Origin of the sequence: Streptomyces longispororuber, from assembly GCF_014656095.1 — a bacterium.
Taxonomy (GTDB): Bacteria; Actinomycetota; Actinomycetes; order Streptomycetales; family Streptomycetaceae; genus Streptomyces; species Streptomyces longispororuber.
In genome coordinates this window covers 17945-31737 of sequence record NZ_BNBT01000101.1, presented here as the reverse complement: position 1 = coordinate 31737, position 13793 = coordinate 17945, and the positions used below count along the sequence as shown (strand labels likewise).

6 protein-coding genes and 1 tRNA gene are annotated in these 13793 nt (G+C 74.9%); 1 reads left to right on the top strand and 6 read right to left on the bottom strand.

The features are described 5' to 3' along the window. The 6 genes from IE330_RS26105 to IE330_RS26080 form a co-directional block, all read right to left on the bottom strand. On the bottom strand, positions 1-7083 hold a 7083-nt coding region (locus IE330_RS26105), incomplete at its 3' end, for a non-ribosomal peptide synthetase (RefSeq protein WP_190138569.1). Next, positions 7080-7301, bottom strand: a complete 222-nt coding sequence (locus IE330_RS26100; protein ID WP_190138568.1) for a phosphopantetheine-binding protein — start codon at positions 7299-7301, stop codon at positions 7080-7082. The genes IE330_RS26105 and IE330_RS26100, both read right to left, overlap by 4 nt. A gap of 1232 nt (positions 7302-8533) precedes the next feature. Next, positions 8534-8622, bottom strand: a tRNA-OTHER gene (locus IE330_RS26095). Positions 8623-8773: 151 nt separating this feature from the next. After that, a complete protein-coding gene (locus IE330_RS26090) occupies positions 8774-10279 on the bottom strand; it encodes an FG-GAP-like repeat-containing protein (protein WP_190138567.1) in 1506 nt (501 codons plus the stop codon). Between the two features lie 271 nt (positions 10280-10550). After that, on the bottom strand, positions 10551-11528 hold the full coding sequence (locus IE330_RS26085) for a phosphotransferase (RefSeq protein ID WP_190138566.1): 978 nt from the start codon (positions 11526-11528) through the stop codon (positions 10551-10553). A gap of 242 nt (positions 11529-11770) precedes the next feature. Next, complete coding sequence (locus tag IE330_RS26080; protein WP_229925932.1) at positions 11771-13066, bottom strand: MFS transporter; 1296 nt, start codon at positions 13064-13066, stop codon at positions 11771-11773. Positions 13067-13245: 179 nt separating this feature from the next. Between IE330_RS26080 and IE330_RS26075 the strand changes: the two genes are divergently transcribed. Continuing rightward, entirely contained in the window at positions 13246-13710 is a 465-nt protein-coding gene (locus IE330_RS26075; RefSeq protein ID WP_190138564.1) for a winged helix-turn-helix transcriptional regulator, read from the top strand. Positions 13711-13793: the final 83 nt, after the last annotated feature.

The window sequence follows — 13793 nt, the reverse complement described above, 5'->3', positions numbered from 1 at the left end:
GGCCAGGCCCTCCCCCGCCAGGTACAGCTCCCCGGGCACACCCGGCGGCACCGGCCGCAGCGCCCCGTCCAGGACGTGGACGCGGGTGTTGTCCATCGGCCGTCCGACGGGCACGGGGGACCCGGCCCCGGCGGGCGCGGTCAGCCGGTGGGTGGTGGCGGCCATGGTGGCCTCGGTGGGCCCGTAGGCGTTGACCACCGCGGTGCCGGGGCAGGCGGCGAGGACGCGCTCGACCGCGGCCGGGGCCATCACGTCGCCGCCGGACCACACCTCGCGCACGCCCGTGAAGGCCTCGGGTGTCTCCTCGGCGATCACCTTGAACAGGCCCGCGGCGACGAGCAGCGCGGTCACCTGCCGCTCGGCGACGATCCGCGCGAGACCGGTGGCGTCCAGGCGGCCGGGCGGCGCGACGACGACCGTCCCGCCGCCGAGCAGCGGGATCCACAGCTCGTACGTGGAGGCGTCGAAGGCCTGGTTGGAGTGGAGCAGGACGCGCTCGTGGGCGTCGCCCGCGAAGCGCCGGTCCAGGGCCAGGCCCACCACGCCGCGGTGGGTGACGCCGACGCCCTTGGGGGTGCCGGTGGACCCGGAGGTGTACATCACGTACGCGAGCGCGTCGCGGTGGGCGGCGGACGTGAGGGGCGCCGGGGTGGCGGTGGCGAGGGCGCCTGCGGTGTCCGGGGCGTCCAGGACGAGGCGGGGGCAGGGGCTCGTGGGCAGGTGGGCGGCGGTGCCGGAGTCGGTCACGAGCAGGGCCGGCGCGCTGTCCCGGAGCATGAAGGCCAGCCGCTCGGGCGGGTAGGACGCGTCGAGCGGGAGGTAGGCGCCGCCCGCGGCGAGGACGGCGAGGACGGTGGTGACCTGCTCCACCGAGCGCGGCAGGGCGAGGGCCACCACCGACTCGCGGCCGACGCCGCGGGCGGCGAGCAGGCCCGCCAACCGGGCCACGCGCGCGTGCAGTTCGGCGTAGGTCACCTGGTGTTCGCCGTCCACCACCGCGACGGCGTCCGGGGTCCTGGCCGCCTGGTCCGCGAAGACCTGGGGGACGGTCCGCCGGTCCGCCGGTACGGCCGTGTCGTTCCACGTGCCGAGGATCCGCGCGCGCTCGTCGTCCGCGAGCAGGTCCACGGCGGCCACCGGGGCGTCCGGGGCGCTCGCCAGGAGGTCCAGGACGCGTGCGAGGCGGGCCGCGATCGCGGTGACCTGGGCGCGCTCGAGCACGTGGGGCCGGTACTCCAGGCCCACCTTGAGGTGCGGTTCCGCGAGCGCCGTCACCACCAGCGGGTAGTGGGCGCCGTTCTGCGGGCTGATGCCCGTCAGCGCGATCCCGGCGGTGGCGGCGGCGCCGCTGAGGCCCGCCCCGTCGACCGGGAAGGACTCGTAGACGACGAGGGTGTCGAACAGCGCGGGCAGACCGGCCGCCTGCTGGATGTCGGCCAGGGCGTGGTGATGGTGGTCGAGGAGGGCGTTCTGGCGCTCCTGGAGCCCGGTGACGAGTCCGCCCAGGGTGGCGTCCGGGGCGCAGATGACCCGCACGGGGAGGGTGTTGATGAACAGGCCCACCATCTCGTCGGCACCGTCCACCTGCGGCGGGCGCCCGGAGACGGTGGTGCCGAACACGACGTCCTGGCGCCCGGTCAGCCCCGCGAGGACGACGGCCCAGGCGCCCTGCACCAGGGTGTTCAGGGTGACGCCCAGCTCCGCGGCGCGCCGGGCGAGGGAGCGGGCGGCCGTGGAGAGCGGCACGTCGGCCAGGGCGACGTCCGCGGTCTCGGCCTCGGCGTCGGCCGCGTCCGGCACCAGGAGCGTCGGCTGGTCGACCCCGGCCAGTTCCCGGGACCAGGCGGCGGACGCCGCGTCCTGGTCGACGCGGGAGAGCCAGGTGAGGAAGTCGCGGTAGTCGCGCGTCCGGCCGAGGGCCGTCGCGTCGCCCGCCGTGGCGTACAGGTGCAGCAGGTCCTGGAGGAGCAGGGGCAGGGACCAGCCGTCGAAGAGGACGTGGTGGGCGGTGACCACCAGGTCGTGGCGGCCGTCGCCCAGGGCCAGGAGGGTCATGCGCAGCAGCGGCGCCCGGGCCGGGTCGAAGTGGGTGACGTGGTCGCGGTCCAGGAGCGCGGCGCGCTCCCGCTCGCGGTCGGCCTCGCCGAGCCTGCCGAGGTCGTGGGCGGCCCAGGGCAGTGCGACGCCTTCCTGGACGAGCCGGACGTGCCGGCCGCTCGCGCCGCGGACGAAGGCGGTGCGCAGGCCGGCGTGCCGGTCGAGGAGGGCCTGGCCGGCCGCGCGCAGCCGGGCGGCGTCGAGGCGTCCGGTCAGGTGGAGGGTGAGCTGCATCTGGTAGACGTCGAAGGACGCCCCGGCGAGCTCGGCGTGGAAGAGCATGCCCTCCTGCATGGCGGTCGGCGGCCAGACGTCCACCAGGCCCGGGTGGCGCTCCTCCCACTCGTCGAGGTCGCGCTGGGTGACGTCGGCCAGGGGCACGTCGGAGGGGGTGAGGCCGCCCGCGTCCGCCGAGGTGGCGTGGCGGGCGAGGCCTTCGAGGGCCGTGCGCCACAGGGCGGCCAGCTCCTCCACGTCCGCGCGGTCCAGGAGTCCGGCGGGGTGGTCGAGGCGGCCGGCCAGGCGGGGGCCCTCGGGGGTGTCGGTGACGTAGGCGGTCACGCTCACCGACGCGAGGGCGGGCATGTCCCCGTCCAGGTCGGCGAGGAGCTCCGTGGTGCCGTCGGCCTGGGTGAAGCCCGCGCCGCGCAGGTGTTCCGGCACGGCGGCGGAACCGGCGTAGTGGCCCAGGTAGTTGAAGGCGATCTGGCCGCTGCCGTACCGCTCCAGGACCGCGGCGGTCCCGGGGTTCAGGTGGCGGAGCATGCCGTAGCCGAGGCCCTTGTCGGGGACGGCGAGGAGCTGTTCCTTGACGGCCTTGACCGCGTGCGCGGCGGCGGCGCCGCCGGCGAGCGCCTCGTCCAGGTCGACCCCGGACACGTCGAGGCGGACGGGGTACATGCTGGTGAACCAGCCGACCGTACGGGAGAGGTCCGCGCCCGGGACGACGTCCTGCTCGCGGCCGTGGCCCTCCAGGCGCAGCAGCAGCGAGGGTTCCGTGACCCCGCGGACCGCCCGCCACCGTGCCGTGGCGAGGGCCAGCGCGGTGAGCAGGCCGTCGTCGACGCCGCTCCGGTAGGCGGCCGGGAGCGTTGTCAGGAGCGGTCGCGTGACGGCCACCGGCAGGTCCAGGGAGACGTGCTCGACGGTCGCCAGGACGTCGACGGCCGGGTCGAAGGGACGGTGGCCGAGGTCGGGGTCGGGCCCGGCGACGATCCCTTCCCACAGAGCGAGTTCGGCGGTGCGGCGCGGGTCGTTCGCCTCCTGCTCCAGGGCGTGCGCCCAGCGCCGGAAGGAGGTGGCGACGGGTGCGAGCCGCGGGGCGCGGCCCTCGCGCACGTGCTGCCACGCCTCGGCGAGGTCGGGCAGCAGGATGCGCCAGGACACGCCGTCGACCACCCAGTGGTGCAGGACGACGATGAGGCGTCCGGCGGTGTCCGCGCCCGCGTCGAACCACACGAAGCGGGCCGTCACCCCGCGTTCGGGGTCCAGTTCGCCGGTGGCGGCGTCGAGTGCGGCGGCGGCCCGGGCGCGCCACGCCGGCCCCCAGTCGCCGTCGGTGCCGACGCGGCGGAGCAGGGCGGCGACGTCCACCTGGCCGGGCGGGGCCACGTCGAGGCCCGGGCGGTCGCCGCCGACGAGGCGCGCGCGCAGGGCGTCGTGGCGGTCGAGGACCGCGCCGAGCACGGCCAGGAGGCCGTCCTCGTCGATGCCGACGGGCAGGTCCACGGTCATCGACATGGAGAACCGGCCGCTGGGGCCGTTCAGTTCGCGCAGGTGGTGGCCGATGGGCAGCAGCGGGGCGAAGCCGACGCCGCCGCCCTCCCCCTCCTCAAGGACGGGCCCGGCCGGGTCGCTCGCGGCGGCCTCGGCGAGCTCCGCCACCGTGCGGCACTCGAAGATCTGCCGCGGGGTGACCTCGACGCCCTGGGCGCGGGCCCGGGAGACGACCTGGATGGAGCGGATGGAGTCGCCGCCGACGGCGAAGAAGTCGTCGTCGACGCCGACCCGGTCGAGGCCGAGGACCTCGGCGTACACGGCGGCGAGCACCTCCTCGCGCGCGGTGCGCGGGGCGCGGTAGTCGCCGCCGGTCGACTCCGGCTCGGGCAGGGCCTTGTGGTCCAGTTTCCCGTTGGGCGCCAGCGGCAGCCGGTCCAGCATCACGAAGACCGCGGGCACCATGAACTCCGGCAGCCGCGCGGAGACGAAGCGGCGCAGGTCCCGCACCGAGACCAGGGACGTCAGGTCCAGGTCGAGCTCGCCGAGGCTGTCCACGTCGCCCAGGCCCTCCGCGTCGCCGCGCGGGACCACGTACCCGACCAGGCGGGTGCCGCCGCGGCCGGCGCGCACCACCACGGCGGCCTGCGCCACGCCCGGGTGGGCGGTGAGCGCCGCCTCCACCTCGCCGGGTTCGATGCGGAACCCGCGCACCTTGACCTGGTCGTCGTCGCGGCCCACGTACTCCAGGTGGCCCTCGGGCGCCAGGCGGGCCAGGTCGCCGGTGCGGTACATCCGGGAGCCCGCGGGGCCGAAGGGGTCGGCGACGAAGCGTTCGGCGGTCAGCGCGGGCCGCCCGTGGTAGCCGCGCGCCACGTGTCCGGCGACGTACAGCTCGCCCACCACGCCGGGGGCCACCGGCCGCAGGCCCGGGCCGAGGATGAAGGCGCGCATGTTGCCCAGCGGCCTGCCGATGGGGGTGCCGGCCGTGCCGGTCCACTCGGTGGCCGTGAAGGCGGTGGCGTAGAACGACTCGGTCTGGCCGTAGGCGTTGACGACGCGGGTGCCGGGCATCAGCTCGCGGATGCGCCGCACGAGGGAGCCGGGCAGCGCCTCGCCGCCGAACACGACCACGTCCGCGTCGATCTTCCCGCCCGCCTGGTCGAGGAGTTCGGCGAAGACGGAGGGGACCGTGCTGAGGACGCCGCCGGTCCAGCCGCCGCGCTCCCCGACGACCAGGACGTCGCGGACGACTTCGAGGGTGCCGCCGACGGCGAGGGTGGTGATCGTCTCGAAGACCGACACGTCGAAGTTGACCGACGTGCCGGCCAGCGTGCGCGTGCCCGCGCCGATGCCGACGGCGTCCGCGAGCCGCAGCACGCCGTTGACCACGTCGCGGTGGGTGACGGTCACGCCCTTGGGGGTGCCGGTGGAGCCGGAGGTGTACATCACGTACGCGGCGTCGGCGGGCCGCGCCGCCGTCGGTACGGGGCCCGCGGCGGTCCCGGGGACGTCGTCGAGGTACAGCGTGGGCACGCCCGTCGCGGGCAGCACGGACACCGTGCCGGCGTCGGTCAGCACCAGCGTCGGCCGCGCGTCGCCGAGGATGTGGTGCAGGCGCGTGCTCGGGTACTTGGGGTCGATGGGCAGGTACGCGGCCCCGGACCGGAGGATGCCGAGCATGGCGACCACCAGGCCCTCGGTCCGCGGCAGGGCGAGGCCGACGACGGTGCCGGGGCCCGCGCCGCGCCGGACCAGCTCCCGGGCGAGGCGGTCGGCGCGCGCGAGGAGTTCCGCGTACGTCAGCTCGGTGCCGTCGTGGACCACGGCGACCGCGTCGGGTGTCGCCGTGGCCTGGCGCGCGACGAGCTGGTCCACGGTGAGGTCGGGGGTCGGCTCCCGGGTGTCGTTGAAGCCGTGCAGCACCAGGTCGCGCTCCTCGGCCGCGAGGACGTCGGCCAGCGCCACCGGCAGCGACGGGTTCCGCACGAGCTGTCGTACGAGCCGCTCGTAGCGGGCGGCGATGTGCTCGGCGGTGGACCGGTCGAACAGGTCCGTGGCGTACTCCAGGGTGATGCCGAGACCTGGTTCCGCGGGGTCCGCGAAGAGGCTGAACTCCAGGTCGAACTTGGCGGTGGGCGTGGCCAGGGCGGTGCAGGTGCCGGTGAGGCCGCCGGGCAGCCGCAGGTCGGCGGAGCGGTGGGTCTCCCAGGTGAACATCGTCTGGAACAGCGAGTGGTAGGCCGTGGACCGCTCGGGGTTGAGCACCTCCACCAGGCGCTCGAAGGGCGCGTCCTGCCGGTCGTAGGCGGCCATGGCCTTGTCGCCGACCTGGCGGACGAGGTCGTCGAAGGAGGGGGTGCCGGACAGGTCGGTGCGCAGCACCCAGGTGTTGACGAAGAAGCCGACGAGGTCGTTGAGCTGGTTGTCCACGCGTCCGGCGATCGTGGAGCCGATCGGGATGTCCTCACCGGCGCCCAGGTGCTGCAGGAGCGCGGCGAGGGCGGCCTGGAACACCATGGGGGCGGTCGTCCTGGTGCGCCGGGCGAGCCGTTCGGCCTCGGCGAACAGCTCCGCGTCGATGCGGAACTCGACGGCGTCCCCCCGGTGGCCGGCCGCAGGCGGGCGGGGGCGGTCGGTGGGCAGGCGCAGCGGCTGCGGGATGCCTGCCAGTTCGTCGCGCCAGTAGGCGAGCTGGGTGGCCAGGATGCTGTCGGGGTCGTTCTCGTCGCCCAGCAGCTCGCGCTGCCACATGGTGTAGTCGGCGTACTGGACGGCGAGTTCGGGCCAGTCGGGACGGCCGCCCGTGACGCGGGCGGTGTAGGCGGCGCCGAGGTCGCGGACGAGCGGGCCCATGGACTCGCCGTCGACGGCGATGTGGTGGGCGAGGAACAGCAGCCGGTGCTCGTGGGCGCCGGTGCGGAAGAGGGTGGCCCGTACGGGGATGTCCTCGGCGAGGGTGAACACGTGGCCGGCGGCCGCGGACACGGCCGCGTCGGCGCCGTCGGGGTCCACCTCGACGAGCGGGACGTCCAGGCGCGTCTCACCGGCCGGGACGACGCGCTGTTCGGGGACGCCGTCGGCGCTCTCCACGATCAGGGTGCGCAGGCTCTCGTGCCGGGCGACCACGTCCCGTACGGCCGCGGCGAGGGCCTGGGTGTCCAGCTCGCCGGTGAGCCGGATGACGAAGGGCAGATTGTACGTCGCCGAGGGGCCCTCGAAGCGGTCGATGAACCACAGCCGGCGCTGCGCGTAGGACAGAGGGATCATGACGTGGCGCTCCTGTTCACCCGGCGCAGTGCGGGCCGTTTGGTGGCTGAGGCGTTCTGGAGGGTGCGGGCGGGGTCCGCCACGACGCGGGCGCTGAACACCGCGTGGACGGGCGCGTCGACGCCGAGCGCGTCGCGGAGCCGGCCGACCGGGCCTACGGCGAGCAGCGAGTGGCCGCCCAGGTAGAAAGGGAAGGGCCGACGGACTGCGGCGGTCATAGACGTGATGGAGCGAGCGCCTGCGGGCCGGTCGGCCGATGGGTCACGCGTTTCCTGCGGCCGGTTCGTGGCGGGCGGTGCAGTACGGCCAGTGCAGTACGGCCAGTGGAGTACGGCCAATTCCGCACGGCCGGTCCAGCACGGCCAATTCCCCACGGCCGGTCCAGCACGGCCAATTCCCCACGGCCGGTCCAGCACGGCCAATTCCCCACGGCCGGTCGGCACCGCGTTTCATGTGGCCTGTTCAGTGCGGCCGGTTGCGCGCGCGGCTGATGTCACGCGGCCGGCCGACCACGCGACGGGTTTGGTGCGGCCGATGTCATGCGGCCGATGTCACACGGCCGGGCAGATCACGCTGCCGGGCCGGTCACGCTGTCACGTTGGTGGGCTACGCCGGTCGGTCGGCTACGCCGGGTCGATCGGTGACGCCGGTCCGCTGCCGCACACCCGCGGCAGCGAAGTCGCCCCGCCGTCGCGCGGGACATGGTGTGTGGTGAGTCGGCGACTTGCCGTCGTGCGGCCGCCGGGAGGCATCCGCCCGCCGTGCGGTCGTACGGCCGACGACGGACGGCCCTCGGCCGGTCCTCTGTGCCATTGCTGCGCTCTCCCCCGCAGAAGTCCTGTCCTTGCCCGTGTCGGAGACGCGCCGTCGCGCTGTCCCGTCCACCGAACGTAACGCACCCCTGTCAGCACAACCAGGCGTCGCGGAATGCCGGCGCCCGGCGATGTCACCCCAACACATGCACGCGGTACGCATAAACGGTTTTGACCTGCTCTGATGTCGCGAGGGCCCTTTCTTCGCCGTCGTGTTCGGGGGTGTCGTGCCGTCTGAGCACGTCTTGGCAACAGGACAGCGGCAGCTCTTTCGCGCCCCTTTCACGCCTCTTCCGCGCCCCTTTCCCGCAGCGCGCAAAGCCCGTACGGCGGCGTTTATCGGGGGGCGCGGGCGCCGTCTCGAATACGCCTCCCTGCCTGGTTTTCCAAGGCACTTCTGATGGCCGAAAAGGTGAGGGGCGCGCTTTCCCTGCGGAACGCCCCCGTTGTTTCGCGCGGCTTCCCGGGAAATGCCGGGGCCGGTCCGGAGCGAGTGCTCGGGACCGGCCCGTCAATGCCTACCGGTCAGTTCGCAAGACAGGCGAACATGCCGGGCTCATACGAAGGAGAGGGCCGGCCGGCGGCTGTCGCGTCACGCGTCGAGGCGGTGGCGCACCGGGGCATGTCGTCGGAGCGAGCGGAGAGGGCAGGATTCGAACCTGCGTGGGTGTACACACCCGACGGAAGCGAACTTCGGTCCCCGATAAGCCACTCCGGGCACCTCTCCCTGTGTCCGGGGTGGGGGGAGGCGAGCCGTTCCGCCCCGGTCACAGGGACAAGTCTCCAGGCGCCGCTGACGCCGCGCTGACACCGCGCCGGAGGAGGTGCCGCCGGAGCGCGGAGGGGGTCCGTGCCGGGGGAACGGTGGGCGGGCGGCGTCAGTCGGCGAAGTTGACGCCGAGGCGCGGGGTCCCGGTGCCCGGGATGCCGACCGTGCCGGGGTAGATGCCGGAGCGGCCCTTGAGGCTGCCGTCGGCGCCGGACAGCAGCGGGTACACCGCGCCGTTGCCGCCGTTCTCGCCGTAGGCGCCGAGGATCACGTCGGCGCGGCCGTCGTCGTTCAGGTCGTCGGCGTGCACCTCCGCGCCGAGGAAGTCGCCCTTCTCGTCGGTGTTCGGCACACCGGGGGTGTCCTGGGTGAGCAGCTTCGCGCCGCGGCCGGAGATGCCGGAGCCGTCGGCCCTGCCGTAGAGGATCGTCACCGCGCCGGTGTCCGTGACGCCGTCGACGGTCTCGCCGGGGGCGCCCACGAGCAGGTCGAGGTTGCCGTCGCCGTCGATGTCGCCGAGGTCCAGCTCGCCGCCGAAGAAGTCGCCCTTCTCCCCGCCCCCGGGGACGCCCGCGGTGTTCTGTGTGATCTTGGTGCGGTCGCCGTGCGCGGGGCCGCCGCGCGCCCCGTGCAGGACGTGCACCGCGCCGCCCCTGGCCGAGCCCGGGATGCCGCTGTCCCACTGGTTGCCGACCACGATGTCGTCGTAGCCGTCCTTGTCGACGTCGCCGAGGTCGGTGATGACGCCCGGCAGCAGCTTCTGGTCGCGGGACGGCTTGAGGCCCGAACCGGAGCCGGGGATCCAGAAGTTCGCGTTGTACCCGGCCTGGGTGTTCTCGAAGCCGTCGACGATCAGGTCCTCGTAGCCGTCGCCGTTGGCGTCGCCCGAGTGCAGGTTCATCACCCCGGCCCGGCCGGCGCCCTGGATGTCCGCCGTCACCGTGTAGCGGCCGTTCGTGGCGCCGCCGCGCGTGAACCCGCCGCGCAGGACGTCGACGACCGCCGTGGTGCCGGTCCCGACGGCCAGGTCGGTCTTCTTGTCGCCGTTGAAGTCCGCCGCCTCCAGGGAGCCGCCGAACCGGTCGTGCCCCGAGGGGCGCGGGTCCTTGAGCGTGGTGGAGCCCTTCAGGCCGCTCGGGGAGCCCCAGAGGATCTGCACGGTGCCGCCGTCCACGTCACGCCCGACGTCCTCGCCGCCCGCGCCGACCGCCAGGTCGTCGTAGCCGTCCCGGTCGAAGTCGCCGTAGGCCAGGTCGCTGCCGAACCGGTCGCCCTTCTCGGCGGCCCCGCCCACGCCGGGGCTGTTCTGCGAGTACGCGACGCTCCGGCCGACGCCGCCCTCCTTGCCGTACGTCACGGTGACGGCACCGGCCTCCGCCTTGCCGCCGACGTACGCGTACGAGGCCGAGGCCGCGACATCGGCGTACCCGTCGTTGTCGAAGTCCGCGTCCGGGGCCGTGAGGGCGGCCCCCGGCGCAGCCGTCGCGGCCGGCCCGGCGACCGCGATCAGGCCCCCCGCCATGGCCGCGGCGGTCGCGGTCGCCGCCGCGAGGCGCAGGCCGCGGGACAGAGGGGGCCGGGTGTCGCGGGACGTGGTGCGCTTGCGCTGAGCCATGCGGCGGTCTCTCCAGGGGTGTCGAGGACAGAGGCGCCCCAGGAGTCCGCCACGCGTCCGCGCCGACGTCGGCCTGGGCCTTGGGACAGGGGAGACCTCCGGCGAGGCGTGAGGGTTGTGTGACCACAGGGAGGAGTTGCCGTGTCGTTACCTGAAGTCCGGGACCAGCAGGCGGAGTTGCGCGCACGGCACCCCGGACCCCTGGGAGAGGTGCGGGGACTGACGGCCCGCCCGCGCCACGGCCGGGCGAAAGGACCGTCCGGCGCTCCGGTCACGCGCCGCGCCCGCCGCCCCCCGCCCGGCCCGCCACGCCGCCCGCGAACGGCGTCGTGCGCCATTGGGCGACGGCCGGTTCCAGGTACTCCTCCAGCACCGGGAGCTGCGGTGCGAGCGTCAGGCAGGCGAGGGCGCGCAGCATGCCCACGGCGTTCACGAAGCCCAGTACGTCCTTGTCCAGCGGCCTCATGCCGTTGCGCCGGGCGCCGCGGTCGTAGGCGGAGGTGAGGTCGGGCCCGAGGGCGGCCAGGTCCCACTCGACGGGGCCCAGGGTGACCAGCTCGAAGTCGGCGTAGAGGTCCCCGTCCACGCCGGGGAAGACGTTCGCGGGCGGGGAGTCGCCGTGGACGGGCTGGAGGCCCACCCCCGGGAAGGCCTCCTCGAACGCCGCGCGGGACCGTACCAGCGGCTCCAGGACCCGCCACTCACGTCGCGCGCGGTCCAGGTCGGCGGGGCCGACGAGGACCGGGGACCGGTCGAGCAGGGCCAGGCCCTCGGTGACGAACCGCGGTTCGGCCGCCGACAGGAACGACAGGGGTCCCGGGTACGCGCGCAGCGCGGCGTGCAGGTCGGCGACGCTCTCGGCGTGCGCCACGTAGTCGGGCTCCCTGCTCCGGTCCTCCGGGACATACTGCCAGAACGTCATCGAGAACCCGTCGCGCCGCACGGGTTCCGGGGGGACGAGCGGGCTGGGCGGGATCACGGGGGTCCCCTGGGCGGCGAGCCAGCGCGTCACGTCCAGTTCGGCTCGTTGGCGGTGCGCCAGGGAGGCGGGGTCCGCGGTGTGCGGCAGGACGGTGGGCACCCGGGCCACGACCGGCGACGGCGCCAGGCGCACCACGACGGAGAACAGGTCGTGCAGCACCTCGGCGTCCGTCACGGTGAGCCCCAGGTCGCGGCCGGCCCCGACAGCGGCGTCGACTGCGGCGGCGGTGCGGCGGGCCCTCTGCCGCGGTGTCAGGTGCGGGGTCACGGGGTGATCGTCCCATGCCCCGGGGCCTCGTGGGTGGTGCGTTCGGTACGTCGGGGTCGTGTTGGCGCCGTCGCGGGGCCGGGCCCGCACGGGGCGGAGTCGGCCGGTGGGGGCGGGGAACGGGCCGCGGCGGCGTACGCGCGGCGACTGGACCACGGCGCCGCCGCCTCGGCCGCAGCCAAGGCGGCGGTGCCGTCGAGCAAGGCGGTCGTGCGCCTCCTCTCGGGCGACAGGAGCGACCGCTACCAGACCCCCGGCCCTCCGCCGGGCACCCCGCTGCGCCGGGTCGTCGCCCACAGCAGCAGGGCGGCCAGGCTGAACGACGCGCCGAGGGCCGACACGGCCGGCCAGCCCGCCGCCGCGTAGGCGAGGGAGGAACCGAAGGCGCCGAGGCTGCTGCCCGCCGAGTAGAAGACCATGTAGCCGCCGATGATCCTGCTGCCCGCGTCGGGGCGGACGGCGTGGATCAGGGTCTGATTGGTGACGTGCACGGCCTGCACCGCGAAGTCCAGCAGGACGGCGCCGACCGCGAGCGCCCACAGGGACCGCCCGGTCAGGGCGATGGGGAGCCAGGAGAGCGCCAGCAGGACGAGGCCGGCGCCGGTCGTGCGCTGCGCGTACCCCCGGTCGTTCCAGCGTCCGGCCACCCCGGCGGCGACGGCACCGGCCGCCCCGGCCAGCCCGAACGCGCCGATCGCGGTGTGCGACAGCGACCACGGCGGACCGCTCAGGGGCTGCGCCACGCCGCTCCACAGCGTACTGAAGGACGCGAACACCAGCAGGGCGAGCGCGCCCCGGATCCGCAGCAGGGGATGACGGGTGAACAGAGTGACGGTCGAGACCACAAGCCGCCCGTACGACGGCACGTCACGCGCCCCGGCGGACGGCGGACGCGCGGGCAGCACGCGGCGCAGCAGCACGGCGAGGACGGCGGTGACGCCCGCGGACACCAGGTAGACCGCCCGCCAGCCGGCGAGGTCGGCGAGGAGACCGGCGGCGGCGCGGGCCAGCAGGATGCCCGTGACGATGCCGCCGGTGACCGTGCCGACGGCCCGGCCGCGCCGCGCGGGCGGGGTCAGGGCGGCGGCGGCCGCGACCATCGTCTGCGCCACGACGGCGAGCAGCCCGACCACGGCGAGCGCGCCGAGCAGCGCCACCGCGCCCGGCGCGAGACCGGCGGCCAGCAGGGCGAGGGCCAGCAGCCCGAGCTGACCGGTGACCAGGCGCCGGTGGTCGAGGAGGTCACCGAGCGGCACGAGCAGCAACAGGCCCATGGCGTAGCCCAGTTGCGTCACGGTGACGATCGCACCGAGCAGCCCCGAGCCGAGCGCGAACCGCTCCCCCAGGGTCACCAGGAGGGGCTGGGAGAAGTACACGGTGGCGACGGAGCTGCCACAGGCGAGGGCGAGCAGGGGGATGAGCCGGGCGGGCGGCGACGCGCCCGGTGCCGGGGGTGACACCGAGGCAGCCGCCTCGCGCCCACCGGCCTCGCCGCGTCCGCCGCACCCGCCCACCACACCGGAGCACTGGGTCGCCATGCCGTTCCGCCTTCCATCTGGTTGCATCTTGCTACCTAAGCTTGCCTCCGTGACGGTAAGCGCACGGGGTAGCATGTTGCAACCACCCGCCGGGTGAAGGGCCCGGGGAGCCGGAACCGGGAGGGGAACCGGAACCGGAGCTGAAAAGGGAACTGGAACTGTCAGAGGAGGAGCGCAGGATGGTCGCTCGCACCCGTTTCGACGCCGACCCCTGTCCCGTCGCCCGGTCGGTGAACGCCATCGGCGACTGGTGGTCGCTGCTGATCGTGCGGGACGCCTTCGACGGCAGCCGCCGCTTCGGCGAGTTCCACCGCAGCCTGGGCATCGCCAAGAACATCCTGACGACACGTCTGCGCGCGCTGGAGAAGGCCGGGGTGCTGCGCGGTGAGCCCGCGCGGGAGGGGGGCTCCCACCGCGAGTATCTGCTCACGGACAAGGGTCGCGCCCTGTTCCCGGTGATCGTCGCCCTGCGCCAGTGGGGCGAGGAGCAGTGCTTCACCCCCGGCGAGGACCACTCACGCCTGCTGGACCGCCGGACCGGCCACCCGCTGCGCCCGCTGCGGATCGAGGCGGCGGACGGCCGGCCGGTGGAGCCGGAGGACACGGTCGTGGAGAAGGTGCGCGAGACGGGCGCGGCGGGATGAACGGGCGGGGGCGGGCGGGCGAGGCCCCCGCCCCCACTCCCGCCTCGCACCGTGCGCCCTCGGGCAGGAGCACACGTACCGCC

What these genes read in the sequence shown, in the direction of transcription:
- IE330_RS26075 (WP_190138564.1), top strand. Translation starts at nt 13,246, where the DNA reads ATGGTCGCTCGCACCCGTTTCGACGCCGACCCCTGTCCCGTCGCCCGG.
- IE330_RS26080 (WP_229925932.1), bottom strand. Translation starts at nt 13,066, where the DNA reads ATGGCGACCCAGTGCTCCGGTGTGGTGGGCGGGTGCGGCGGACGCGGC.
- IE330_RS26090 (WP_190138567.1), bottom strand. Translation starts at nt 10,279, where the DNA reads ATGGCTCAGCGCAAGCGCACCACGTCCCGCGACACCCGGCCCCCTCTG.
- IE330_RS26100 (WP_190138568.1), bottom strand. Translation starts at nt 7,301, where the DNA reads ATGACCGCCGCAGTCCGTCGGCCCTTCCCTTTCTACCTGGGCGGCCAC.